Genomic DNA, 25588 nt, shown 5'->3' with positions numbered 1-25588 from the left:
GTGCCGTCGCGTGGAGTACGGGGCGCGGAAGGATCGCGAGTTGGGCGGTGACGCCTCAGGGCCGCCCTGAGCGCCTCTACGAAGGTGGGTAGGGCAGAGTGGTGCTCCAGGCCGGCGTCCCAGGCCACGAGCAAGGTTGTGGCGGCGTCTCGGAGCGAGGTGCGGGGTTGTGCCACCATAGGCTCCATAGACGCCTTTGGGCCTCGCGGTGCGCCAATACCGACCGACTGCCCTTCCCTACCCTCCTGTGGCTCGGAAGCGGCATCGTCGGCCGCCTCCAGCCGCGCATGACGCACACACCACCGCCAGCCCGTCCCCAGTGACCCGAAACACGCCGCTCCCATTGCCGGACACCTTCTCCAGCAGCCCGTCCCTGAACATGCTTTGGAACACCGCGTTGCGGGCAGCTGCGGGCAGGTTCGGTAGCGCGTCGGCCGGCCGTGCTGGGTACTGGGCGGCGGAGGTTAGGATCCGCGCCTAAGTTGGGGAGAGCGGCTTCCATCATGGTCGGGGTCCCTGGCTCGTGCCCAGTCATCGGGACCTACGACACAGAGCCTTGCCGAGGGACGGTCAGGGTGGTGAGGGAGGGGGGCATTGTCAGGTTGGTGGCCCCTTCGAGTAGTGGCAGCCTACCGGCCATGACGACCTCGCCTAATCCGTACCGAGGCTTCCGCTATCCAGCCGAGGTCATTCAGCATGCGGTGTGGTTGTACCACTGCCTCAGCCTCAGCCTGCGTGACGTCGAGCTAATCCTGGCCGCACGAGGGGTCGTGGTCAGCTACGAGACCATTTGGGACTGGGGCCTGCGCTTCGGCCGGCTGTTCGCGAACGAGTTGAAGCGGTGTCGGCCGCGGCCGGGCGACAAGTGGTACATGGACGAGGTGTTCATCCGCATTCGCGGCAAGCTACACCTTCTCTGGCGCGCGGTGGACCAGGACGGTCACGTGCTCGACATCCTGGTTCAGAGCCGACGCAATGCCACGGCAGCCAAGCGGTGCTTCCGCAAACTGCTAAAGGGGCTGCAGTACGTGCCCCGCGTGATCGTGACGGACAAGCTGCGCAGCTATGGCGCCGCCAAGCGCGAGATCCTGCCGGGCGTGGAGCATCGGCAGAGCCGCTATCTCAACAACCGCGCCGAGGTGTCACACCAGCCGACACGACGACGAGAACGGCAGATGCAGCGTTTCAAGTCACCGCGTCACGCTCAACGGTTCCTCTCCATCCACGCCCGGATCCACAACCACTTCCAATACCGTCGTCACCGCCTGACCGCCGACCAACACCGGGAAGTCCGAAATGCCGCGTTCGGCACTTGGCGCGACGTGACCGGAACTGCACCGACCGTGTGAGGGCTGCGCTAGCCCGGGTGCTCTTTGCCTCCTATCTCGTCAACCTGACAATGCCACTGGAACTCCGTCCACCGGCAGTATCGGCACTGGACCACGTCGGGCCTGTGGGGCTTATTGCTGCAGGCTCTGGCCGATGGTGGCGGCAATGCGGATGCCCTGCAAATGATCGACAGCACCATCGTTCGCGCCCACCAGTGCGCGGCGGGCGCAAAAGGGGGACTCATCGCCAGGGTCTCGGGCGCTCGCGCGGTGGCTTTTCGACCAAGATCCACCTCCGCACCAACGCTTATGGCCTACCGATTGGCCTGATGCTGACGCCAGGCGAGGTGCACGACAGCACTGCCTATGCCGGGCTGATGGAGGAACGCGACAGCGACCCTGGCATCCTGCTTGCCGACCGTGGCTACGACAGCGATGCCATCCACCAGGACGTCCGCGACCGTGGTGGCCAGCCGGAGATCCCCACCAAGCGAAACCGCCGGGTCCAGCACAGCGTCCAGCGGCCAATCTACGCCCTGCGCAACCGCATCGAGCGCTGCATCAACCGCCTAAAGAACTGCCGCCGCATCGCCACCCGATACGACCACACCGCCAGCAGCTTCCTCGGCTTCGTCCAACTCGCCGCAATCAGGCTATGGATCAGCTTTGTCCACGCTGCCTATGCTTCGGCAGCAGCAAACGATCTGAGCAAGCGGCACTAATACCTATTTTCTCCAGGCAAACCTCAAGCATTTGCATGGGCGGTTCATCACGTTCGAAGTCGTCGATGAAATTGAAGAGGACGTTGATCTGCCGCTGGGCAGCGTAGCAAAGGAGGACATTCAGTTCGTCAACCTTCTCGGCTATGCGATTAGCGAGATAATCATCATCTCGCGCCACGTTCCGCGCATCCATTCCCATGCCGCCCCGGTTTCTGCAAAGACTGACGGGTGCCCCATTCCGCTGGAATAAACCAGCAACCTACGGTAGGCGCGCGCTCAGATTTCTTGAAATTTCTCTATGGGCGACTCGGATTAGGTTCAGGTGTAGGGGTCGGTCTAGGCCCGCCCGTCTTCCGACGCTTCTCCGCACTATGCCGTAGGGCCAGGACTTGTTGGGCGGCGGACCTCGCCCGCTCAACGTGACGAGGCGTTGTCAGATTGGCGGGTCCGGACGGCCGTTACAGCCTGCCCGCATGAACTCGCCTAATCCGTACTGAGGCTTCCGCTATCCAGTCGAGGTCATCCAGCAAGCAATTTGCCCGTACCGCTGCTTCAGCCTTAGTCAGCATGACGTCAACCTGATCTTTGCCACACGAGGGGTCGTGGTCAGCTACGAGGGCATCCACGAGTGAGGCCTACGTTTCGGTCGGCTGTTTGCCAACGAGCTGAATCGTCGCCGGCCATGGCCGAGCGATAAGTGGTTCATGGACGAGGTGTGCATCCGCATCCACGGCAAGCAGCACCTCCTCTGGCGTGCGGTGGACCAGTGCGGTCACGTGCTCGACATCCTGGTCCAGAGCCGACGCAGTGCCACGGCAGCCAAGCGGTTCTTCCGCAAACTGCTAAAGGGGCTGCAGTACGTGCCCCGCGTGATCGTGACGGACAAGCTGCGCAGCTATGGCGCCGCCAAGCGCGAGATCCTGCCAGGCGTGGAGCATCGACAAAGCCGCTATCTCAACAACCGCGCCGAGGTGTCACACCAGCCGACACGACGGCGAGAACGGCAGATGCAGCGGTTCAAGTCACCGCGTCATGCACAGCGATTCCTCTCCACCCATTGCCGGATCCACAACCACTTCCAACTCCGTCGTCACCGCCTGACCGCCGATCAACACCGCGACGCCCGCAGCGCCGCGTTCAGCACTTGGCGCGATGTGACCGGGACTGCACCGACGAGATGAGGGCTGCGCCAGCTCGGTGCGATTTGGCCCCTACGTCCCCAACCTGACGACGCCGGTCAACCGCTGAAACTGGATGTCACGTTGCAACTCTGTGAGCGCACGCTGTAACTTGTGGGCAGCAGACTCCTAGGAAAGTTACTATGCTATACATTTTTGGTGGAGACTCTCATTCGCGCCAATTCGCTCCGAAGTTCGCGGGAAGCTTTTCTAATACAGTATTCTCGGGCGCGACAATCGTAGGTCTAGCAAATGAACGATCACACCTGGGGCACGGCAAGGTTATACGTCACCTTGTAAATACCCCAATGCAGAGAACAATATTTCTGATGTTCGGAAATGTCGATATCGATTTCCGTTTCTATAAGCAGTGTCACAAAGACCCGAATACGTCATTCTCAGAATTTCTTGCAAGATGCGTGTCGTCTTACAACCAATTTTTGTCACGCTTAATCGAGGATGTGGGTAATGATAGTAGCCTCCGAGGCATCGTTGTCTTGGGAGCCCAAGCAACGCCTCTATCAGACGAGCATTTCGTTCGGACCACCGCAGCTGAGGCAAAGATGCTTCCGGAGGAGCTTAGGAGCATTGAAGATGTGATCGATATTAGCTGGTCGGCCCGCATACAGCGGGCCATCGATTTAAATGATTCGATGCAGAATGGCGTACTGTCTCACTCACTGATATCATTCCGAAGAATTGACCATAAAATGGTCACGGCCTCCGGAGCAATAAGGCCTGAGATGCTCGGGCCATATCCGAGGGATCACCATGCATCAACAGGCCAAACCCTCCGCCTTTGGAAAGAAACCTTAAAAGATCTCATTTTACCTTACGAGATGCAAGTCCAGAGAGCAATGCGTAAGCAAACAGCTTAACGTAATCGGTTCGGAACATGCACCACCGCCAAAAATTGCTCAGGAAAGTTGTTGGATTTGATGGTCCGGAATTGTAGGTTCTGGTTTGAACCCTGGAGTATCCCTGCGATTCCGGCGGGCACAAAGCCCCGCTGCCTTGAAGAACTGGCTAATCTGCTGCGATCGCGCCTAGTCGAATAAATCGTTGGGCGATATGAAATAGTCCGGCTGGCGTGGTTGATCGTCTGGTACTGGTTCGAGCAGGGGGGCAGTCTCTGCCTCGCCTCCGAGGGGCGGCCCATCACCAATCCATGCCTGATGGCGCACGCTCAAGCGCTATACGGGATGCTTTCTGCGAGACCTTCACCCGCAAGCTCCGCGCCCTCTCGAAGGGAGGGCTACGAAAGCGGATTGAGCACCGCATGGCCCTTCTCACCCGCCCTCTACAGAAGGCTCCCAAGAACGCTGGCAAGCTCTATTCCTTGCTCGAGCCGGGTGTGAACTGAATTCGTCAGGGCCAAGTCCGCGTCCGCCAAGAGTTCGGGATCAAGGTGAGCATCGCCACAATGCTCACCGTCGGCTTTGGCGTTGGCATGAGCACCTCGTCTGCAACTCGCCGCACAGGGCTTTACTCGCAATTTGCCGGTTGTTGTCGCCGGGCATTTGCCGAGCGGTTCGGCAAGACGATGTTGGGCGAGCGGTAGTCATCGGACGCCCGTTCACGAAGTGCGGTTTACATGCACCGGTGGAAAGCTGATGAGCGTTGACCGCTATCATGTTGGTCTATCCGACACTGTAACCTCGAGCCGCGCACACAGCCGAAGTTACGTACTTGGCCGAGCTCGGGCTTTCGTGAAACGCTTTCAGCGACAACGCAGAGCAGCACACCAGGAAGAGTCGTGAGTAAAAGACAGCTTAGCAAAAGTTCCTCCGCCTAAACGGACCAAAGCCAGAAGGCGATGCAGTGCGTGGACTGCCGGTGATCATGCAAACCATGATGCCGAAGCCGCCACGAGACCAGCCAAGCGCCTCCCACATGTCCTGCTTCGGTGCCGTTGAGCAAGATCATGCCAAGCCCTGTCCCTCACGCCTCCGTCGGGGTGAGCGGCGCTTGCAGACGCCGAGGCGAGACCGGAAGATGAAGGCCTGGGCGTCCACTCACGATACTCATTCCTCTGCGGGTAGGGCTCGCCACTTCGCGCCGTTGTCGTTCCGGAGGCGGCCAATGCCTTGAGGCCCGTATCGGCGGGTAGGTTGGAGAGGTGGTACTTCGTCTTGCAGAAGGCCCGCTACTCGCCAGCCACACAGGCTTCCTCGCCCGGCAGGTGCTGCGCAGGCTTGCCGCCGATCCTCTGGGCCTGACGTTTGGCCACGCGGATGTGCAGGGCCGCGAACCAGGTGGTGAGGCGCCCCTTGATGCCGAGGCGCTAGGTGATGGTGGGTTACACGATGTCCGCGAGGGCAACCTCGGCCAAGCGGGAGTGCTGATCGGGCTCGGGCAGGCGACAGCGACCACCGGGAGATGGTGGGAACTGCGCTACGTCGGCCGGGGTAGACCTTGAGGTTGCGCCGAAGCCCGACCGCCCAAGCCAGCCCGCGCGCGCTCAGGCCCTCACGGAAGGTGGCACTGACCCCTGAGCCCGCATCGGCCAGCACGGTGCCGAACCGCGCCCTCGACGCCACGACCCGGTCCAGCTCGGCCGGGGCGAGATCTGGTTTGGTGCCCGGTGCCCATCAGGGCTCCGGCACCCCGGCCTTGTCGAGCCGGGGCGGATCGCTGGCCCAGCTCTGTAGAAGGGTCTGAAGCGCTGCTTGAAACGCGCAGAGCGATCGGAACCGGCACCTCGGCGCGGGCCAGGGTCAGCGGGACCAACGTCTGGCAGCTGGCGTTCTTGCCCAGCATCTTGGCGGACTGTGGTGCAACGCCTACCCAGGCGCGACCCTTGTTGGGCAGGGCTGTGTCGTCGCTTACGGAGGACGCGACCGGCCCGCCCACTAACCGAAGCCGGCTTGACCGCGAGCGCCGCCTCCAGCTGCTTCTTGTCCCAGATCCCGCTCGCGATGAAGTGGTGCAGGGCGCCGTGGCTCGGCAGACCCATGCGCTCGGCCATCGACTGAATGCTCTTGCGCTCGCCTGGTCCGATCAGGCCAGCGACGTAGAGCGGGCACATGGCCCGTCGCGCCCAATGTCCGAGTGCTTCCAGAAACGGCACCTCGGTTGCTGAGCGGTGCAAGCCTGATACTGGGTAGAAGCTGAAAGCATTGAGAAGGATCGTCCAATAGCGCTGAGCAGCTTCGCAAAGGGAGTGCATGTCGCTATGTAGCATGCATAGTGCTTGACGGTACGAGAGTCATTTTCGAGGCAGGATGATGAAGCCTTTCTATTTCTCAATCCCTTTCCTTTCGGAGCAGGTCGCAAAAGACTTCGACGCGAACTGTCGGATGTTGCGGCACACGCTCGCAAGTTGTTGCCAACAGACAGACCCCAGCGGAGTTCGTGTGGTTGTTTGTCATCATGAGATGCCGCTTCAAATCAAGCAGGAATTCCCCGAGGCTTTGTTCTTGGAAGCTCCACTCGGTCCGCCGACTCGCGGCGGGTCAAAAGAAGCTTGGCGCCTAGACAAGAGATTAAAAATCCGTGAAATCACACTTCGTTTAAAACAAGAAGGTGGTGGCCACCTGATGATGACAGACGCTGACGACATGGTCAGCAGAGATGTTGTCCGCCAAGTTAGGGCTTACGGTGAAATGTCGACGGTCCTCTTCTCATCTGGATATATCTTCAATCTTTATAGAAAGACGTTCATCAACGTCCCTGAAGATCATGGACAGCCACTTTACTCAGCCTGCGGCACTTCAATGGCTTTGTACCTTAGTGCTGCCGATATTCCTGCACACATCAATGATTTCAGCCGGCAGGTATTTTTCAATCGTCTGAGTGGGCATAAGCTCTGGGCGTCAGACCTCCGGTCTGAAAAACGTCAGTTTGAAATTAGTGGAATTCCGTCAGTAATCTACACGAAAGGACACGGCTCCAATCTGACATCCCACAGAGATGATGGCACATTTTCTGGAGCGCTCCTGAAGGGTGGCGAGAACAGCCTGTCTAAAGCCATCTCGGATTTTCGAGACGAAAACTTCAACGTTTCACATCTTTTGTAAGTCACCCTGATATCTCCTTCGAGACAGTCGTCCCATCATGCGTCAAGAGCTCCGTCCTTCAGGACGGCCTTGAGCAGGGCGATGACAGATTTGGCAAGCAACAAGAGCAGACGCTGTTCATTCGGGCTCATAGCCTGCGGCTGTGCAGGGGTTCGCGCACCTGTCTTGTGTGAACTGAGGGAGTGCGATCCCACTGTTGTGCCAAAGATAGTCGAGGCTGGGTGCGGAAGCCTTGCGGAGGATGGCCTTGAGCTTGGCGGAGGCATCCTCGATGGGCTTCCATGCACTGTTTCGAGGATCGGGGAAACAGGGCGGCAGCTAGCAGAGGGTGGCGTCTTTAGCATCGATAGCAGCTCGGGTGTCCGGGCCCTTTACGGGCGGGAAGGTTGTCCATGATGACGACGTCACCGGGCCGGAGTGTCGGCGCCGACACTTGGTCGACGCAGGCGGTGAAGGCGGCGCGGTTCATCGGCCCGTCGAGAACCATGGGCGAGGTCGTGGCTGACAGGCGCAGGGCGGCGGTGAATGTGGTGGTCTTCCAGAGGCCGTGCGGCACCGGCAAACCGCAGCGCTGGCCGCGTTTTGCACGCCCGCGCAGGCGGGCCATCTTGGTCGAGGCACCGGTTTCGTCGATGGAGACCAAACGCTCGGGATTTAGTTCAGGCTGCGCAGCGAACCAGGCGCGGCGCTTAGCTGCGACGTCGGGCCGGTTCAGCTCGCTGAGGCGCCCAGTTATTTTCGCGCGTCTTGGCGTGGCGGTCGAGGAGACGCCAGATAGTGCTCAGGGCGAAGTGTGCGCCGTGGTCGCGTCGGAGCACTTCGGCTAGCTCGACAAGCGCGTAGTCAACCTTGGCCTCAACCGCACCCAGAATCGCGGCAAGATGCGCCTCGATCCATTGCTAGCGCTGGTCTCCGCCCTTGCGCCCAGCCCTCGTCGCGCCCGTCGCATGAAACACCCGAACCCAGCGGAAAGCGGTGGCTACCCCCATGCCGAAGAACTCAGCCGCCGTTCGGCGCAACAACCCACCCGCCGCTGCCTCCGTAACGCGGCTGCGAAGATCGGCCGACAAGGTTCGACCCATCCTTGCTGGCCTCTTCACCAGCAGTGAGGGTGAATTGAATAGCCGCCGCGTCGGGCAAGGACTTTCGCATCCAGTCGCTCGGATCACATTCCAGCCCTAGCTAGGAGCTGATCTGTTGGCATGCTGCATGGCCCAGGTCGCGAGGTTTGCCTTGCCCTTTCGTGCAGCTCTCTCGGCCAACATTCTCCACGTTCTCGGAAGTGCCCGCTTGCGAACGCGCAGCTCACGTCTAAAGGTACTCAAGTTGAAGTTGTTCTGGACGATTGACTCGACCGTATCACGTAACATCCCTGCTGATGCTAGAAGTTCACCACAAAGGTGGCCACCGAATGGAACCTGAATAAGCTGCACGTCAGCGCATGCTGAGATAAACCTGACATGATTAGCGTCTTGCTCGTAAAATGGATCATAAAATATGAAACTCTGTTTTCCCGGAAGTATATTGTCAGAAAGACTATCGTTTACAAAAGACGGTATGCTTCGACGATAGGCTAGCCAGCGCTTTTCGAACGGTACTTTTTTCGGATCCGGCGAGAACTGTGGTGCGATTGCTACGCTTCGTGTGGCACCGACATTCCGAGCAAACGCGAGCGCGCAGTAACCACCCATACTGCTTCCATAGGTAATGGCAGAGGGATATCGACAGGCCAACTCACGTACCAAAGAGAGAGCTTGCTTAGTTTCAGGATACTGCAGCCATGCATTATTTGAGCACTTTATCGAGATGAAATCTCTGCCCATTTTCGAATACAAATTCACACCGAAGCCGATCTTCTCTAGGCTTTGATTCTCATCAAGCTGCGGAAATAAGATCATTAGTGGGCCGTTCCCATGACTTTCTGAGTGCTCTATCAAGATATTCTCAGAACGATATAATTCCCGCTTCTTCCTCAATATCGCACTCCTTGCGAGATCGGTGGAGTTCCCGAATCCAGATTAGATTCAATCATCGATTCTGCCGTATGTATCCTCGAATCGGACGATGTCGTCCTCGCCGAGGTATGCGCCGGACTGGACCTCGATGAGGGTGAGCGGGATCATGCCGGGGTTCTCGAGGCGGTGGACGCAGCCGAGCGGCAGGTAGACGCTCTCGTTCTCGCGCAGGAGGATGCGCTCGGCGTCGCGCTCGACGACGGCGGTGCCGTTGACCACCACCCAGTGCTCGGCGCGGTGGTAGTGCTTTTGCAGGCTGAGCTTCTCGCCCGGGCGGACGAGGATCTTCTTCACCTGGAACCGGTCGCCCTGGATCAGGCCCTCGTAGTGGCCCCAGGGGCGGTACATGCGGCGATGCGCGCCGGCCTCGGGGCGCTTCTTCGCCTTGAGCTGCTCGACGAGCTTCTTGACGTCCTGGGCGCGGTCGCGGTGCAGCGCCAGCACGGCGTCCTCGGTGCTGACCAGCACAACGTCGGAGAGGCCGATGACGCTGGTGAGGATGCCTTCCGAGCGGACATAGCAGTTGCTGGCATCCAGCAGCTCGACCGGCCCGTGGGTGGCGTTGCCGGCCGTGTCCTTCGGGCTGACCTGCCACAGCGCGTCCCAGGAGCCGACATCGGACCAGCCGAGATCGGCCGGCACCACTGCGGCGTGCGCCGTGCGCTCCATCACCGCGTAGTCGATCGAGATCGACGGTGCCTCGGCAAAGGCGGCGCCGAGGCGGACGAAGTCGAGGTCGCGGGCCGCGCCGTCGACCGCCGCGCGCACGCTGGCGACCAGCTCGGGCTGCAGGCGCTCGAGCTCGGCCAGCAGCGCGCTGCTGCTGGCGACGAACATGCCGGCGTTCCAGAGGTGCCGCCCGCCCTCAAGGAAGGCCTGGGCGCGGGCGAGTTCGGGCTTCTCGACGAAGGAGGCGATGGCGGAGACGCCTTCCGCGTTCACCAGCGGCGCGCCCGCCTCGATATAGCCGAAGCCGGTCTCGGGCGTGGTGGGGCGCATGCCGAAGGCGACGATATGGCCGGCCCGCGCCGCGACCGACGCCCGCGCAAGGGCGGCGTGGAGGGCGGGCAGGTCCTGGATGGCGGCATCGGCGGCCATGATCCAGAGGAGCGCGTGGGGGTCGGACTCGGCCACGAGCAGGGCGGCGGCGGCGATGGCGGGGGCCGAGTTGCGGGCCGCGGGCTCGAGCACGATGCGGGCGCCGGAGGAGAGCCCGGCCTCGCGCAGCTGCTCGGCGACAAGGAAGCGATGCGCCTCGGCGCAGATGACCATGGGCGGCGCGAAGCCCGGGCCCGTGGCGCGCCCCACCGTCTCCTGCAGCATCGACTGCGCCGAGGTCAGCGGCCAGAACTGCTTGGGATACCCCTCCCGCGACAGGGGCCACAGCCGCGTCCCAACCCCGCCCGACAAAACCACGGGAACAATGCGACCAAAGTTACCGACCACGGCCTGCAGCCCAGAACAAGTTGAATTCAGCAGCAAAGCTCAACCCCTCAAGACCTCTGCCTCCCAACTTCTAAACTGGCGTCGATATAAACTTCCTCGAGCCTTTTTGCCATTGTCTCTACCGTGAACTCTGCATCAAACCGATCCCTTCCACGGTCACCGAGAGCGCGTGAGACATCCGGGTCCGAAATGAGTGTGTCGAGTGCATCGTAAAGGCCCTTGGAATCATCAATCTCTGCTAAAAGGCCTGTCTCACCATGACGGACAACTTCAGGAACCCCACCGGCCCGAAAACCAACACATGGTAGCCCGAATCGCATCGCCTCCGCAAATATAAGGCCGAACGATTCGTAACGGGATGGAGCAACGAAAATGTCGGCTCGCGAGTAAAACCGGAGCAGATCTTCATCGTCTACATAACCGTGGTGCCGCACGCGGCCCGAGTACTTCCCCTGGATCTCCTGCACCAGCCGGACGACTTCCTGATCAGCGCCCGACCCCACAAAATCAACCTCTAATTCCGGATGAAAGGAGCACAGTTCATCAATAACCTTCGCCAGAATATCGGCACCTTTCCGAAACTCCAGGCGTCCAACAAACAGGACGCGCGCATTTCGCCCGGACCTAACCTGTCGGACTCTGAGACTATTAGGGATGTCATCAACGCCATGTGGAACAACGACCAGACGATCTCGCTCTATTTCTATTTTGTAGAGACGCTCGATGTCTTGGACAATGGCCTCCGAATTTGCGATGATGGTTCGTGCCTTTCTAATTGCAAGACGCTCCGCCATCATGATCGGCTTAACATGGTTCTGCAGATACTCGGAGTTAGCCCGCCATTCAGGTTTGAACTCTAGCGCAAGAGCAACCGAAGTGTGCAAGCTCAGGCAGACCGGGCTCGACTCCAGAACTTCACGATCCGAGAAGAACGCTGCCCCTTCTACGTCCCATATAGGCGAAGAGACTACGTTGAAGCGCCTTCGGTCATTCACCCGCTTGAACTCAGCGAGCATGTGCTGACTATAAACCCCTACAGATGGCGGAAGGTCTAAAACATCGCCGTCCGGGTCGAATGATCGAAAGTTTGTAGGAACACGGTGGCTCCAGTAACCGGTGTCCGTGAAGTCCACTGTATGTGCATTGCGAGCGTTACGGCCCATGATTGTAACCTCATGCCCTAAGTCGGAGAGACCGCGAGCAACGAGCCTCGACCACCGACCTATTCCACCTTGGGCAGAACTCCCCTCGTCCTGGGAGAGCATGCAGAGCCTCAGACGCGAGGCTGCATTTCGCCGAACGACGAAAGGTGCTGCGCGAGTCGCGCGGGTAAGCTGAGCTAGCTTATCTGCCCAAGTTGTAGGAGCAGCGTTAACCCCGTCCACAACACCTTGTCGAATACCTTCCCGAATCTCGAGAGAGAGCTTGCTGAACTGTTGTCCAGATATCTGACCAGCTGCCAAATTCCCAGATTTATAGAAGATCTCTGTTTGTTCAAGTGACTTGAGGCGATCAACGACCGAATTCCAACCATGCCTCGGTAGACCGTGTCGAATCGCAAAGTATGCGACGCTACGCATAATCGGGAACATGCGTTTTGGCACATTATCAACAGTGCGCAAATGACTTTCAGCATATTTGTGGTGAATTTCAGCATGCGGGTTGATATCAAGCACGCCACCCGCATCTACCAATTTGAGGTTTACATCTGTTTCATCGAGAAAGTATTCATATGTCTCGTCAAATGCAGCCACCTCCTCTAGAGCCGACCGCCGAATAGCGCTGTTAGTCCCAGTGAGACTAAGAAACAGGTTATGATCGAGACTACACGCATGCTTCGCGGCGTCAACACTGGCAAAGGCCTTGCCTCTACCAAATCTGTCGCTGACAACAGCCTTCGCTTGAAAACGAACACCAGAATGGTCACGAATGAAACCGCCAGCAGCTACAACCACATTATTCTCAAATGGCTTTACCAATTCGTCGAGCCAATCTGGCTCCGGAATGGCATCATCATCCATGAACGCGATGATTTCGCCACTAGAATTTGCGATTCCGATATTGCGAGATAAGGAAAGATTTTGCTGCTCGGTTGATAGTACCGAGATGTTTTGTCTGAACTCCTCGATGACCTCACTCGTGTTGTCCGTCGATGGACCGTTAACTACAATAACTTCGAAGTTTGGATATCGCAAAAACCGCAATGAAGACAGCGCGCGGCGCAACGTCCTGGCCCTATTATAGGTCGAAATCACAATCGAGACGAGCGGCGCCTTCTGCTCAGAAGAGGATTCCTGATACGCAAAGCTCTCGACCATTGCCACGATCCTATCCCCCAGCAATAACAGTTGTGCAGCAGATCAGCCGTTGGAAGTGGCGAAAAGCTGTTCCAAACGACGCTCCAGGAACTGTATTCTTGCCTGAAGAACAGTGAACTCGATTGAAGAAATAGTAGGCTTCAATGCAGGATACGAGAGAACATCTGATTCTAAGATGTTACTCGGTTTGTCGAAGCCCTTCAACGCTAGGAAGCCGATGTGATCTGCGGGAGTATTAAATGGAACATCAAGCTGAATGGCGTCTCTTTCCGTTTTGATCCATATAGACCGGGTACCGCATCGGATCTCGATGCGGCTACCTTTTTTGGGTTGATAGGGCACCCTCGACTCTGTCTGCCACCGACCGTTGATATAACTATTCAGGACTAACTCCGACGTCTCAGGCAGATATTTGATGTGGCCAAGCCGGTCAGTAGCTTCAGTGTCCCAGAAATCAATCGACAGCTGGGTTGGCTCTAGTTCAATAACTTCGAATACGTATGGTATATTTTGGTACATCGATACAGCAAGCATCGATCGCGCCTCCTAATTGGCTTTTTGAATGATGGGTATCCGAGGTTGAGGCGAGTCCGCCTTGCGGACCGGGTATTCTTCAGAGGTCTGCAACTCTTTGTGCAAAGTTCTTGTTGGCTTCTCGGCACTCGTCGAGAGCTTCGGGGTAGGTCAGCGCCATCCGCTCATAACGCCTCCAATCCTGCGGGTCACAAAGGGGGGCCGGAAACTTGCAGTCGTAGAATTTAGAGGAACTTGGAAATCCAATAACTTTTCTGCCGAGCAACGTTGCCCAGTACAATCCATGGTAACTGTCGGTAAGGACTAACTTGCACGACTGAATGAAGTCTACCGCTTCTTCAAATGAAGCGCTGTTGCTCAAAAGGGGCAAGTTGCTCGGCAACTGTTTTTTGAAGTTCGGGTTGTTCAATGATCCTGCATGGGCGTACATTCCGACTTCATGCTGAGGGTCTTTCCTGTTTCCGTCGAAAATCGGATGCATACAACTGACACACGGCACCCAAGAATATGGCTGATTGTGATCTCGAATTCCAATAAGGTCGAAGCCGTACTTTTCTAGATCCACTCTTTGCTTCAGCAACCTCCAGTCGCCAATCGTCCAAGCATTATGACCAGCGCCCCACAGCGCCAGCTTCTGACCTTTTGTCCTTAGCTCGCTAATCTTCAGTAGTGCCGGTTCAAAGAAGTCAATATTCAGAAGTCCTCCACCACCGACAACGATTGTTTTGGCATCAGCAAAGCGCCTTCTCCATTCAAGGCGATCCTCTTTTTTTTCGTTATCGCTCTGGCGAAATCCCAGTATTTCCGAACTAGTCATCCCAAGTTCTTCCCCAAAGTACAGCACTGGGCCACACATTAAGTCGCCAACATTCTTCGTATTCTTCCTATGTAGGTTAAGCATGCACGACCCAGTCAGATGAGGTTCTTCATCTTGATCTAAACGGAATCACTCACAACGTCTAGATACGCCAGCGGTGTTACCGTTTCGAGGAACGCGATATGAACCAGGACATCTAACTACATCAGGTAGATGAGGGCATGTTTCCGCAGCGCCATGCTGCAATCGTATATTAATCATACACAATGTCGCTTGAAGTTAAGTCGTCCACAACAGCCGGCGGCCCTCACTCACATGGATGAGGCGCCGTGTTTCGATACTTCCCCCACACTCATCACTAAAAAATTCATCTGACACCGAGGGGTCAACCCGCCAAGTGTTGAGATCGCTCAGGTTGATATGGACAGTTTCTCAGGCGAGTTCCTGAAAAGACCGGATGGAACTTCGAGAATGCCGAGCGCTGGACCCGAGAAGATGCTCATAGTAACGGGCTGATGCTCTTCCTCCTGGATATCGTGGCGATACAAACCCCAATTCTTGGGGCGAAGGCCAGGATGAAGTAGGCGCACGGGTGCGAGACCTCCGTGCGAGGCATTGGCAAGGCGCTTCTGAGGTAACTAGTCAGGTTATGGCCCGCAGCGGTCCTGCTGTTGATGACGCCACTTGGGAACCGCACAAGATCGCGGAGGGACTGTCTTGCACGGGCCAGCTTGGAGGCGCAGTCGGCGAGCGGGCGGGGACGGGATCACGCGAGCCGGACATACTCCGGGCGTCCAAGCTCAAGCATGCGGTTCAGCGCACTGACAGCGACGGCCACCTCGGTCGCGCGGCGCCTGTCGATGCGCGACCGCAGCGCGCCGCCGATGACGCGCTTGAACCTGCTGATGTCCTCCTCGACCAGGGCGCGCCAGTTGTAGCCGGACGCCTTCTGCCAGCTCATGCGCCCCCGCTCCGCGATGGTCCGAAGATGTTGGTCCCGCTGGGTCGGCGCCGTCTCGGCCGTGGCGCTTGGCACAGCACTGGACCTTGGTGGAACGATGGCAGACGCATCGGGACACCGCGCCGCCACCTCAGCGTAGACGCCGTCCTGGTCGTAAGCGCCGTCGGCGATGAGTGAGGCGAGTGAGTCCGCGCCCTGGTCGAGCAAGGGACCGACCTGCGAGGCGTCATCGGTGTCGTTCGTCGTCAGGGTGGACGCGACGATCCGCCCGGTGTCAGCGTCCACACCGATATGCAGCTTGCGCCATGACCGGCGTGCCCTGCTCCCGTGCCTCTCGACCAGCCACTCCCCCGGGCCACATAACTGCAGCCCCGTGCTGTCGACGATCAGGTGTATGGGACGGGTGCCGGACTTGGGCTGCGGCACTTCCAACGTGTCGGCCCGGCGGCTCAGGGTCGTGTGGTCCGGCACGGCCAGGTCGAGACCGAGCAGGGCGAAGATCGAGCCGATCAGGCCTTCGGTCTGACGCAAGGCCAGGCGGATCACGGCCCGAAGCGTCAGGGCCGTGGAGATGGCCAGCCCCGAATACCGCGGCTGTCCGCCGCGCGTGGTCCGGGGCTCGGCCTTCCAGGCCGCGATAGCCGCATCCGTGAACCACACGGTCAAACTGCCACGTCCGCGTAGGGCCGCATCATACTCCACCCAGTTCGTCGCCCGGAACCGTTGTTTCGGAATGTGCTGGCGACGGGCGACATCGGCCTTGAAGGGCAAGCTGCGCTCTCCTGGAGGATAACCGGCCGTCGACCCCTCAGGATCCTAGCCTACCCAGACTGCCAGACCGATCTGTGCACCACAGTGCTCCCCAGGCCCGGCCGCAGGCGGAGCTCTACGTGGCCTTCCTGGAGGCGACGCTCGCCATGCTGGAGGGGTCGATGAACTCGCCCCGCAGGCGCATGCGCGTCAGCGGCGTTCGAAGATCGTGCGAGATCGCGGCGAGCATGGTGGTGCGGTCTTCCACGAAGCGGCGAATTTGAGCCTGCATGGCGTTGAAGGCGCTGATCGTTTCGCGCAACTCCGCGGGTTCCTGCGGGTCGATGGTCGGTGCACGTGGGTCGGATCCGAATCTCCTTACGCCGGCAACAAGCCGTTCCACAGGAGATGCCATGCTGCAGGCCGCCGCCGTCGCGAGAACGACGCTGGAGATAACGGCGAACAGACCGATCAGAAGCCAACGGAAGGGCATCGAAATGCCCCAGCTTCGCTGGGATGCGGAGAAGGTCAGCCAGGTGCCGTCGGTGAGCTGGACGCTCATGAACAACCGCATCCCCCTTCTGAGGAACTCCTCCATCCGAGGGGACGAGGTGGCCTCCGGCATATTACCGTTGAAGAAGAGGACGGTGCGGGACGGGTCGCCCAGCACTCCGCGGAATGCCGCGACGCCTGTCCTGTAATTGGTCTGGAGGCGCTCGCTCGGCACGACAGGCGGCTCCCTGTCCCAGGTGACGTCGTAGGCGGCCGTTCCCGCCGAGGCGGCGAGGGAGGGGCGGGCCTCCGGCGACTGCACCTCGATGATCCGCAAGGCCGTCGCTGCCGAGTCCAGCATCCCGCTCTTCTCGAATGACGGGCGGCCCCAGACACCCGCCACGGCCACGAAGATGCCGTTCATGAGAATCGTTACGGCGATCGCAAGCAGGATGGTCAGGCCGAAGCGCCGCGCGATGGTGTCGTGCATCCAGAGACGGGGGATCACGAGCGCGACACCGGGGTAATGAGTATGTAGCCCCCGTTGCGGATGGTCCGAATCACCTCGGGGCTTTTCGGGGATTCCTCCAGCTTCCGACGCAGGCGGCTGACCTGCACGTCGATGCTGCGGTCGAAGGCAGCGTGGCTTTCGCCACGCGCGAGATCCATCAGCATATCACGGGTCAGAACCCGCTGCGGGTGCTCGGCAAAGGCGAGAAGCAGGTCGAACTCACCGAGCGACAGGGGGATGAGCGTGTTGTCGTCCGCCCGCAGCTCGCGCCGGGTCACGTCCAGGCGCCATCGGCCGAAGGACAGCATCGGCCGGGTCTCGTTGGGCCTGGACGTGATGCCGGCCTCGGCGCGGCGCAGCACGGCCTTGATCCGGGCGAGGAGCTCCCGAGAGTTGAAGGGCTTCGTAATGTAGTCGTCCGCCCCGATTTCCAGCCCCACAACCCGGTCCGTGTGGTCGGTCACTGCGGTGAGCATGATGACCGGCACCGAGGACTCTCGCCGAGGCGCGTCCGTACCTACCCGCGGCGGCGCGCGAGGCGGTGTTCCAAAGCATGCTCAGGGCGGGATTGTCGGGATCCGCATGGCTGTGATGTTCCGGTCCGCCAAGGGTGGGCAAGCCAGCCTGCTTTAGGGCAAGACCGGACCCTTTGGCCGCCCGGCTCGGCGGCGGAGTTGCAGAAGCTCTGCCCTCCGGGAGTAGCGCCTCCTCGCGTGACGCGCGACGCGGCGCACCAGTTCATCATCGTGGGAGCGCGCGGCCTCTAGCAGAGCCGCCATCATCGGTGTGTTCGCGAACGGCCGAATGGAGCCGTGCCCCACAAACGGCATTCCGATGAGCACCGTCTGGCTGATGTGCTCGCGGATCTTCGCGGCGTGCCAAGCATCGTGTCGGTCATGGGGATCATAGAGAAGGTAGAGCCGCCCGCCTTTCGGGAAGGAGTTCAGCTCCATGTCGCAGTGCCTGTCTTCACGGAAGTGCTTCACGAAGGGCTGTACCACGCCCTTCAGCTTGGCTGGCTCGATACTCCACTGGGGTGAGCAAGCGATCGTGGTTCGCGCCCCGAGCCGCGCTGCGTGCCGGATGGCGCCGTAGGCCCCCATCGAGAACCCATAGGTGATCCGCTCGGCATGCTCAGCCACCTTCGGATCGGCTGCAGCCATGGACTGGGTCATGAAGTCGGCACTGAACCAGCGGGGGCGCTTGTGCACGAAGCCGAGTGCCGGGATGCCGAGATGCCCGAGAGTGCGATCTCCCCAAAAGCGGCTGCCGTCGGCTTTCATCGTCAGCTCGCTGAAGGTGATAACGAGATACCCAGCGCGTCCTTGCTGGTAGAAGACCTGCGCGGCGTGGTCCTCATGGAACAGCGAGAGCTTGGGTGGTGCTTGAGCCGTCATGTCTGCCGGTTGCACCTACGGGCGCCGCCGTTCGACGCAGGCCCTCCACCCGGTGCTGCCATAAGGCGCCCCTTCGGAATGGCAGCCCGCCAGCAGCGCTGCTGCAGTATCGTTGCAGGCTGAGAGAGCCAGGAGGAGCCGATAGAGCTCGTCGTCGCGCAATGGCCGTGTGGGAACGCCATCTTCGGTCAGCGGTAGGTCTTATGGCAGGGAAGGGTAGGACTGCGCCTTGGCCGGGGACGGACAGGCCGCGAGCAGGAGCATGGTGGCTACAAGTCTTGCGATCATCCCAAGGGTCACCCGCCCTGACCCCGTGCCGCGTCCAAGGCCAGCATGAGCGCGTCGGTGACAGCCTCCCCGCCATCGATCATCGCCGCCCAAGTCATCACCGCCACGACCACTTCGCGTTCGTGCCAACCAGCGTCCTGAGCCTCGAGGTTAAGTGCGCTGAGAGCAGGCGCTATGGCCTCGCCGCAGAGCGAGAAGCGGCGGCCCGGATCAATGTCCATGGGCGGAGCGGGATAAGGCCCAACTATCGCGATACTGGACCAGTAATCCCCCCGGCCCCTTCGTAGGTGCAGATCGCTGCAAATGCTGCAGGTTCCGTCGTCGGCTTTCACGCCGAGGCTGCAGAATGAAGCAGAAAATTAGACCCGACGGCTTAGGTGCAGGTACTCAGGATTGAAGTCGGATAGGATACGCATCCGTTCCCGGTCGAGGATGTTCACGCGCCCCCCTTGGAAGTCCGCCAGACCCTGCGTGCGCATCCACTGAATTGTCCGATGCGTGTGTACGACCGAGATCCCAAGGATGTCGCTCAACTCCGCCTGGGTAATCGAGAGAGTGTAGGCGTTGTCCTCGGTCAGTCCCACAGCTTCAAGGCGCACGAGCAGTTCCTGAAAAAGATGTAGCAGTTGGTGATCGGCTAAGCGGCGGCCCTTGTTTGCGAGCCAATGCCGGAGGATCGCTTCATCCACCAGCGTGGACCACCAGAGGGCATGCGTGATGCGGGGATTCGTTTCAATCAGCCTCTTGATCGTTGATCGAGGGATTTCGACCACCTCGCAGGCCGACAATGTCGCAAGGCTGTGGTCCATTGCGCCAAGGATAGCCACGTGCATGTCGCAGAGATCGCCCGGGAGTAAGAGCGCCACGATTTGCCTGCCGCCATCTGGAAGGCTCTGATAACGGCAGGCAACCCCACTCATCACAACCCGAACCACCTCTGGGCGGTCGCCTTCGTGGATCAAGTTCGTCCGAGGCGCGACCGATCGGGGTCTCGAGGTAATCCGCTGCAGCTCTGCCCGATCTTCCTCGGTAAATTCGACGGCATGACTGAACCGCCTAATTAACGGGTTGAGCGTCATTGCCTGGCCATACGCCCACCTGTGAGGCTGAAAAGCCTATTACAGACGCTACACTGGCGAAATGGGCATTTCTCTATTCTTACAAAGAACAGGTGCTGGAGCTTGGGGGCCGGGTCATCGGAAGCAACGGCGAGACGGATACGGCGACGATGGAGCGAAGAACTTGAGTTCCATCCGCGCGTTCAACGCTGACCTCTACAGCCGCATTTCGTTCGCCCCGGCTAATTTCGCCCGCCAGAAAAGCGATGGCACCATCCACTCCTACTGCCATCGCGGTTTCCGGCTGATCATACTCTGCTCCCTCATCGTGGGAGGCGAATTCTGCATCGTGAGCATGGATAAATAGCAACGGCATGGTCTTGCCTCCTGCGAGGCGAAGGCTCTTGCCCCCGGTCGTCAGCGCCCCAGGGCAACCGTGCTGACGATGGCCCTTGTTAACGCTTATCCCACAGAAAACAATATAGAGAGTTAACGTTTCAGGAGATTTGCTGCGAACGGTATGGCCGAAGACGCCGGTGCAAGTAGTTGTCATCAAACCCAGAGATCCGGATCAGGGCTGCAGGATCGTGAATGCGCAGGACGCCGCGCTGCAATTCCACCGCACCTGACCGTCGGAGATCCTGAAGGACCCTATTGATGTGCACTGGGGTCATTCCAAGTGCGTCCGCTAGGATCACCTGGGACAGAGGGAGTTCCACCTCATCACTCCCCATGCTGCCGGTCCTAACGCCGCGGACATAGAGTTCGAGCAGGAGATGGGCTGCGCGTTCAACGCTGCCGCGCCGTCCCAGGCTTACGATCCACGCCCGCAGCGTGCCTTCATCTACCAGTTGCGCCACATACATCGCATGAGCGATCCCGCGGTGGGTCGTCATCAGCTCGTCCATCGTTTCACGGCTGATCTTGGCAACCTTCGCGTGCCTCACAGTCTGGATACTATGATCCATTTCGGCGAGCATGCTGATGTTGAGGTCGCAGGCGTCGCCTGGCAGCAGGAACGCCATGATCTGCCGCGACCCGTTAGGCAGCACCTTGTAGCGGAACGCCCAGCCCTCAAGGACAACGAACACGGGACCCGGCTGATCGCCCTCTCGAATGAGATCCTGGCGGGGCTTGTAAGACTGCGGCTGAATGGTAGCCGCAGTGAGCGCACTGATTTCTGGACCAGTGAGTTCGGCGAACCCGCTCAGCTTTTCAATGAAGCGATTGACCATGCTGGTGGCCTACACAGAGCTTTTTGAAGAGGATATTGCTATGTGTTAATGAACGCACTTGAGAATGAATGCATGCTGAAGAACAGGCTTGCGAATAGGCCAGAGTGCCCTGGCAAGAGCGCGGTGCTCATCTCGGACTTTCTAGAATTTTTTGAGAGTGGACCCGAGGTCACCGACGCCACCTGCTTGCCTCCCTTTATCCTGCGCGCCCTGGACACAGAAGCACCGACATTGCGGTGAAGGACTAAGTCGACTCGGGCACTAGAGTGCGTAACCTGGCCAAGCACTCGATCCTCGCCTCCGCACCTTCCACCCTGCAGAGCGAAACACAGCGACGCCGGGAAACCTTCCCCGCCACCCTGAACGCCCCTCGTCAGAGCTCTCGGTCGTAGCCCGATGCTCAGGGCCGAAATGGTGTTGGGTGCCTAGACAGAGTTCCAAGACATCCGAATGGATGCCTTCTGGCCGCTACATGTGTGCGACGCGACTAACGTTTTGCGTTCAAACTGCTGCTCAGCGTTGCGCCAGCGGCCCCAGCACCTGGCGCAGGAATTGAACCAGCCGGCCGGTGGCATCCTCCGTCATGTTCTGATCGGGCGTCACCACCAAGGGGCTGGAGCCAAGGTTCGCCAGCCTGATTGGAGTGTGGCCGACGACTAGGCCGATATCCCACGCGTAGGTTGCTGTCCGGTACTCGTGCCATAGCGCAGCTGGTCGGCGTTGGACTGCAAGAAGAGCGTTCAAGGTATTGCAGGCGGACGAGTCGTCCTGCCCGTGCTGTAGCACCGCCAGTGGTGCGCTGCTCCACGCAGAGAGATGGGTGAATCCCTCAGCCAGCAGTGCGCCACACCCTGGATAAAAGGCGAAATGGGCGGCAAAGCGCGCGCCGAACGTTCCCAACTCGAGGGTCATAGCCTCTTCCGACCCTGCCAGGAGTGCCGCCCGTCCACCCGTGCCGAGGCCGACGACTGCAATACGGCCAGCGTCGATGCCCGGTTCTTCCGACAGCCACTCAAGTAACAGGGCGAGATCGCTCACCAGTTCGCCAGCGTCGGCCTGCATAGCGAGGGAACTCGGCCCGGGCGGCTCGTGACCGTCGGCTGAGACTGGAGCGAGATCGACCTCCAACGTGGCCCAGCCCTCAGCCACGAGGCGATTGGCAATGGCAGCAAGTCGCTGGTCGAGGCCGAGCGCATCCGGCACGAGGATGGCGGCCGGTACAGGCCCCATCGGGATGGGCCGTGTGAGAAGGGCGTGCACATCGCTGATCCTTCCATCCGCACGGACCAGCCGGATTGTTCGGAGCCCTGGCGAGGTGGCGAGGGAAGCGGCTGGTGTCCGCGATCCGACCCGCTGATCGAGAGTTGCTCGGCGAGTTTCATCCGCCGTGGCGGCCCCACAGAGTAGAGCCATTCCGGCCAACACTGCCCGGTTTGCTGAAGAATGGAGCGCCATCTGATTGTTCCTCAAATCGCGGTCCGAAGCTTGATCTCCGTTTCGGGCTGGCGCTGTGCGCTTGATCACTCAGCAGCGTCGCGAACCGGCGGATCGGATCAGCGTGCTCGACCCCTTCGCGGCCCGGATACTGTGTTTCGTCACACTTCGCCCGATGTTGCCGGTGTGCCGCTTGGCTTTCCCGGCGGACAGAGCGAAGCGTCAGTAGCGCGTGGGAAGCCAATATCCTCTACCGCCACCCTGACCGCCTCTCGTCAGGGCTCCAGGTCGTAGGACCCGATGACCGGTTCCACCCCTGAGACCCCGACCATGACGAAGCCGCTCTCCCCCACCCAGGCGCAGATTCTCACTACCGCGGCCCAGCACTTAACGCGACTGACCGAGGCGCCACCGAACCTACCCGCGGCAGCCCGCAACGCGGTGTTCCAGGCTGTGCTCAGGGCCGGGCTGCTGGAGGAGGTGTCTGGCGATAAGGGAGCCGCGCTCCGGATCACTGAGGCCGGGGTCGCTGCAGTGGAGGCATCGGGTGGCACGGAGCCGGCCGAACAGGCCATTGCGGAGCTACAGGAGGGCAGGGAAGGGCAGCCGGCCGGTACGGCCGGACCGCGAGGCCAGGAGCCGCCCGCGGCCCCCTTGGTGCCAGAGCCACGCATCTCACTTCGAGACGCGGCCACAGCCTTGCTCGTGGCCTGGGACGCCGGCCTGGAGCGCCCGGCCCTGCCCACGTCGATAGAAGCACTCGGGGCGGCCCTGGGGCGCGGTGGGGCAGCCCGTCCCACTCGCGCCCCCTTCGCATCACGCACCCCACGCGAGGGCACCAAACAGCAGGCCGTCCTCACCCTTCTGCGCCGGGAGGAGGGCGCCACCATCGCCCAGGTTATCGCGGCTACAGGTTGGGCCCAGCACACCGTCCGGGGCTTCCTGGCAGGGCTGAAGAAGAAGGGCCACGCGGTCGAGGTGCTGGAGCGGGTGCGCCAGGTCGGACTGGGGGCGCAGGGGGCCAAGGGCAGCTACTCGATTTACGGGATCAGCGCGGAGCAGGGCTGATGGCCGCCCCGCGTCGCTCCCCCACCCAGCCCCGCTACGCCGTGGCCCTCTACCGCGTCTCCACAGCCGAGCAGGGGCACTCCGGCCTGGGGCTCGAGGCACAGCAGGCGAGCGTCCGTGCCTTTGTCGAGCGCGAGGGTTGGATCTTGGTCGCCGAGCAACAAGACATCGCATCGGGCAAGGACGATCGCAGGCCTAGGTTCCAAGCGGCTCTGACGAGGTGTCGGCAGCTCGGGGCGGTGCTGGTCGCAGCGCGGCTCGATCGGATTACCCGGCGCGCCCACACGCTCTCCGGCCTGCTGGAGGAGGGGATCTCGGTCCGGGCAGCCGACATGCCGGGCGCGGACGACCTCATGATGCGGGTCTACGCAGCCATGGCGCAGAAGGAGCGGGAACTCATCTCGGAGCGCACCAGGGCTGCGCTGGCGGCTGCACGGGCGCGAGGGGCGGTGTTGGGTGATGATAGGGGGTGGCGGCCACCCAAGCCGCCTTTTGCCGCAACGGCAGCGCGGGCGCGAAAGGATCAGGCAACCCGGACGGCGCATCGGCTCGGGTTGGAGGTGGAGGCGCTCCGAAGCGACGGGGTCAACACTAGTGCAGGGCTCGCGCGGGCACTGACGGAGCGCGGCGTGCCGACGCCGAGAGGTGGCCTGGTTTGGACACATACGATGGTGGCGCGGGTAACAGAGCGCCTTGGGACATACTTTGCAGCGCAGCCGACGCAATTCGGACCGACCGAAGCTGAAGCTCTGCGCTGATTCGAAACGGCCCAGCCCATCCGTCACAATTCTATCTTTTGCGCCCGTCCAGCGGTCCCGTTAGCCGACCGTGAATGGTGGGCCGGCCCCGGCCAGGTGCTGGTCGGGGGTCGCTCGTGCGGCGGATCTCCGGCTCGCCGGAATTTGGAAGGCTCACATGCTAAGGCGCAGCGTTTCTCGTCTTCTCGGCGCGGTCATGGTCATGCTCGCTGCCTCACCCGCGTTTGCCGACGGCTTCTCGGGCGCCGGCTCCACCTTTGCGCATCCGCTCCTCGCCCGCTGGGGCCAAGTCTACACCTCACTCCAGGGAGAAGGGGGCAGCGCCTTCGGGGCGGATGGCGGGTTCGACTACGAACCGGTCGGCTCCATGGGGGGCATCATGCGCGTGCTGCAGCGAGCCGTTGATTTCGGCGCGACGGACGTGCCGATGCCGCCCGAGGAGGTGGAGCAGCACCGCCTGGCGCAGTTCCCTATTGCGACGGGAGGCGTGGCCGTCGTCACGAACCTGCGCGGTATCTCCCCCGGAACGCTCCGCCTTTCCGCTCCCTTGCTGGCCAGCATCTATCTCGGCGAGGTCACGCGCTGGTCCGATCCGGCAATCGCCGCGCTGAATCCCGGGTTGAGCCTCCCGGAGGCGCCGATCGCGGTGGTGCGTCGCAGCGATCGCTCGGGCACCAGCTGGCACTTCACCACCTACTTGGCGGGCGGCAGCCCCGAATGGCGGTCCCGCGTCGGGGTGGAAACGCTGCCCCGCTGGCCTGTTGGGACCGGCCTGCGCGGCAACAGTGCCGTAGCCGACCGCGTCCAGGCCGTCGAGAATGCGATCGGCTATGTGGAGGCCAGCCAGGCCGCGCGCCGCAACCTCTCCGTCGCGCTCGTGGAAAACCGTGCGGGCCGTTACGTCGCGCCTGAACCGCAAGCTCTCCGTGCCGCCCTGGCCAGCACACGGTGGGATCCGGCACAGCATTTCGCCCAGGCGGCCACCGAGGCGCAGGGCGAGGACGCCTACCCGATCACGGCAACCATCTTCGTTGTGGCCCCACGCCAGCCCGCAACAGCGGCCCGCGGCCGCCACATGACCGAGTTCTTCCGCATGGCCCTGACCGAGCGCGCCGGGGATGCGGCCGCGCTTGGTTACGTCCCTCTGCCTGAGGCGATGGTGCAGACCGTCTCGGACTACTGGCGCGCCAACATCGCCGGCGCCCGCTGAGCCTCCATAGACCAACCACCCCCGTCAGGCGCCACGCAGCGCTTCAGGA

Annotated in this window: 20 protein-coding genes and 7 pseudogenes; 9 read left to right on the top strand and 18 right to left on the bottom strand. The window is 60.8% G+C overall.

The window, feature by feature from the left end; translation table 11 throughout:
• The first annotated feature begins 638 nt into the window (after positions 1-638).
• The 5 genes and pseudogenes from ACVBD7_RS24045 (at position 639) to ACVBD7_RS24025 (ending at position 5647) form a co-directional block, all read left to right on the top strand.
• The gene (locus ACVBD7_RS24045; protein ID WP_458098022.1) at positions 639-1349 is read left to right on the top strand and encodes an IS6 family transposase; all 711 of its coding nucleotides are present in this window, start codon (positions 639-641) and stop codon (positions 1347-1349) included.
• Positions 1350-1406: 57 nt separating this feature from the next.
• Positions 1407-2050: pseudogene (locus ACVBD7_RS24040) on the top strand (IS5 family transposase); the annotation flags it as partial.
• Between the two features lie 31 nt (positions 2051-2081).
• The gene (locus ACVBD7_RS24035; RefSeq protein ID WP_458098021.1) at positions 2082-2300 is read left to right on the top strand and encodes a hypothetical protein; all 219 of its coding nucleotides are present in this window, start codon (positions 2082-2084) and stop codon (positions 2298-2300) included.
• A 271-nt stretch (positions 2301-2571) separates the two neighbouring features.
• Positions 2572-3231 (top strand): annotated as a pseudogene (locus tag ACVBD7_RS24030) (IS6 family transposase).
• Positions 3232-5347: 2116 nt separating this feature from the next.
• Positions 5348-5647, top strand: a complete 300-nt coding sequence (locus tag ACVBD7_RS24025) for a hypothetical protein (protein ID WP_458098397.1) — start codon at positions 5348-5350, stop codon at positions 5645-5647.
• A gap of 25 nt (positions 5648-5672) precedes the next feature.
• On the opposite strand, the pseudogene ACVBD7_RS24020 reads toward ACVBD7_RS24025, so the two are convergent.
• From ACVBD7_RS24020 to ACVBD7_RS24010, 3 pseudogenes are all read right to left on the bottom strand, one after another.
• A pseudogene (locus ACVBD7_RS24020) lies at positions 5673-5768 on the bottom strand (hypothetical protein); the annotation flags it as partial.
• A gap of 133 nt (positions 5769-5901) precedes the next feature.
• A pseudogene (locus ACVBD7_RS24015) lies at positions 5902-6081 on the bottom strand (transposase); the annotation flags it as partial.
• Between the two features lie 7 nt (positions 6082-6088).
• Positions 6089-6397 (bottom strand): annotated as a pseudogene (locus tag ACVBD7_RS24010) (transposase); the annotation flags it as partial.
• 55 nt (positions 6398-6452) lie between these two features.
• Here ACVBD7_RS24010 and ACVBD7_RS24005 point away from each other — a divergent pair.
• On the top strand, positions 6453-7247 hold the full coding sequence (locus ACVBD7_RS24005; protein WP_458098020.1) for a hypothetical protein: 795 nt from the start codon (positions 6453-6455) through the stop codon (positions 7245-7247).
• Positions 7248-7364: 117 nt separating this feature from the next.
• Here the strand turns inward: ACVBD7_RS24005 and ACVBD7_RS24000 are convergent.
• From ACVBD7_RS24000 to ACVBD7_RS23930, 15 genes and pseudogenes are all read right to left on the bottom strand, one after another.
• Positions 7365-8329: pseudogene (locus ACVBD7_RS24000) on the bottom strand (IS630 family transposase).
• Between the two features lie 96 nt (positions 8330-8425).
• Entirely contained in the window at positions 8426-9223 is a 798-nt protein-coding gene (locus tag ACVBD7_RS23995) for a hypothetical protein (RefSeq protein WP_458098019.1), read from the bottom strand.
• Positions 9224-9271: 48 nt separating this feature from the next.
• Positions 9272-10678, bottom strand: coding sequence for a mannose-1-phosphate guanylyltransferase/mannose-6-phosphate isomerase (locus ACVBD7_RS23990; RefSeq protein ID WP_458098018.1), 1407 nt, complete (start codon positions 10676-10678; stop codon positions 9272-9274).
• A 77-nt stretch (positions 10679-10755) separates the two neighbouring features.
• The gene (locus ACVBD7_RS23985) at positions 10756-13026 is read right to left on the bottom strand and encodes a glycosyltransferase (protein WP_458098371.1); all 2271 of its coding nucleotides are present in this window, start codon (positions 13024-13026) and stop codon (positions 10756-10758) included.
• 42 nt (positions 13027-13068) lie between these two features.
• Positions 13069-13560, bottom strand: a complete 492-nt coding sequence (locus ACVBD7_RS23980) for a hypothetical protein (RefSeq protein ID WP_458098017.1) — start codon at positions 13558-13560, stop codon at positions 13069-13071.
• 79 nt (positions 13561-13639) lie between these two features.
• Positions 13640-14377 (bottom strand): polysaccharide pyruvyl transferase family protein, encoded by a 738-nt coding sequence (locus ACVBD7_RS23975; protein ID WP_458098016.1) that lies wholly within the window; start codon positions 14375-14377, stop codon positions 13640-13642.
• Between the two features lie 766 nt (positions 14378-15143).
• The gene (locus tag ACVBD7_RS23970) at positions 15144-16109 is read right to left on the bottom strand and encodes an IS5 family transposase (protein ID WP_458098015.1); all 966 of its coding nucleotides are present in this window, start codon (positions 16107-16109) and stop codon (positions 15144-15146) included.
• Between the two features lie 115 nt (positions 16110-16224).
• The gene (locus tag ACVBD7_RS23965) at positions 16225-17070 is read right to left on the bottom strand and encodes a hypothetical protein (RefSeq protein ID WP_458098014.1); all 846 of its coding nucleotides are present in this window, start codon (positions 17068-17070) and stop codon (positions 16225-16227) included.
• A 14-nt stretch (positions 17071-17084) separates the two neighbouring features.
• Positions 17085-17594: pseudogene (locus tag ACVBD7_RS23960) on the bottom strand (winged helix-turn-helix domain-containing protein); the annotation flags it as partial.
• A gap of 126 nt (positions 17595-17720) precedes the next feature.
• Positions 17721-18488 (bottom strand): hypothetical protein, encoded by a 768-nt coding sequence (locus ACVBD7_RS23955; protein WP_458098013.1) that lies wholly within the window; start codon positions 18486-18488, stop codon positions 17721-17723.
• 296 nt (positions 18489-18784) lie between these two features.
• On the bottom strand, positions 18785-18997 hold the full coding sequence (locus ACVBD7_RS23950) for a hypothetical protein (protein ID WP_458098012.1): 213 nt from the start codon (positions 18995-18997) through the stop codon (positions 18785-18787).
• A gap of 138 nt (positions 18998-19135) precedes the next feature.
• On the bottom strand, positions 19136-19855 hold the full coding sequence (locus ACVBD7_RS23945; RefSeq protein ID WP_458097839.1) for a Crp/Fnr family transcriptional regulator: 720 nt from the start codon (positions 19853-19855) through the stop codon (positions 19136-19138).
• Between the two features lie 79 nt (positions 19856-19934).
• Complete coding sequence (locus ACVBD7_RS23940) at positions 19935-20210, bottom strand: DUF6894 family protein (protein WP_458097838.1); 276 nt, start codon at positions 20208-20210, stop codon at positions 19935-19937.
• A gap of 121 nt (positions 20211-20331) precedes the next feature.
• Positions 20332-21069 (bottom strand): Crp/Fnr family transcriptional regulator, encoded by a 738-nt coding sequence (locus tag ACVBD7_RS23935; protein ID WP_458098011.1) that lies wholly within the window; start codon positions 21067-21069, stop codon positions 20332-20334.
• 513 nt (positions 21070-21582) lie between these two features.
• Positions 21583-22329: a dienelactone hydrolase family protein gene (locus ACVBD7_RS23930; protein WP_458098010.1), complete on the bottom strand. Its 747-nt coding sequence runs from the start codon at positions 22327-22329 to the stop codon at positions 21583-21585.
• A 504-nt stretch (positions 22330-22833) separates the two neighbouring features.
• Here ACVBD7_RS23930 and ACVBD7_RS23925 point away from each other — a divergent pair.
• From ACVBD7_RS23925 to pstS, 3 genes are all read left to right on the top strand, one after another.
• Positions 22834-23571 (top strand): DUF3489 domain-containing protein, encoded by a 738-nt coding sequence (locus tag ACVBD7_RS23925; protein WP_458098009.1) that lies wholly within the window; start codon positions 22834-22836, stop codon positions 23569-23571.
• Positions 23571-24329, top strand: a complete 759-nt coding sequence (locus ACVBD7_RS23920) for a recombinase family protein (protein WP_458098008.1) — start codon at positions 23571-23573, stop codon at positions 24327-24329. The genes ACVBD7_RS23925 and ACVBD7_RS23920 overlap by 1 nt, the downstream gene beginning before the upstream one ends.
• Before the next feature lie 157 nt (positions 24330-24486).
• Positions 24487-25539 carry a phosphate ABC transporter substrate-binding protein PstS gene (gene pstS / locus ACVBD7_RS23915; RefSeq protein ID WP_458098007.1) on the top strand — a complete coding sequence of 351 codons (1053 nt, stop codon included), beginning with the start codon at positions 24487-24489 and terminating at the stop codon, positions 25537-25539.
• Positions 25540-25588 lie beyond the last annotated feature (49 nt).

Source organism: Roseomonas sp. WA12 (genome assembly GCF_054165765.1).
Note: the sequence above shows the minus strand (reverse complement) of the source record. Positions and strands in the feature narration are given on the sequence as shown.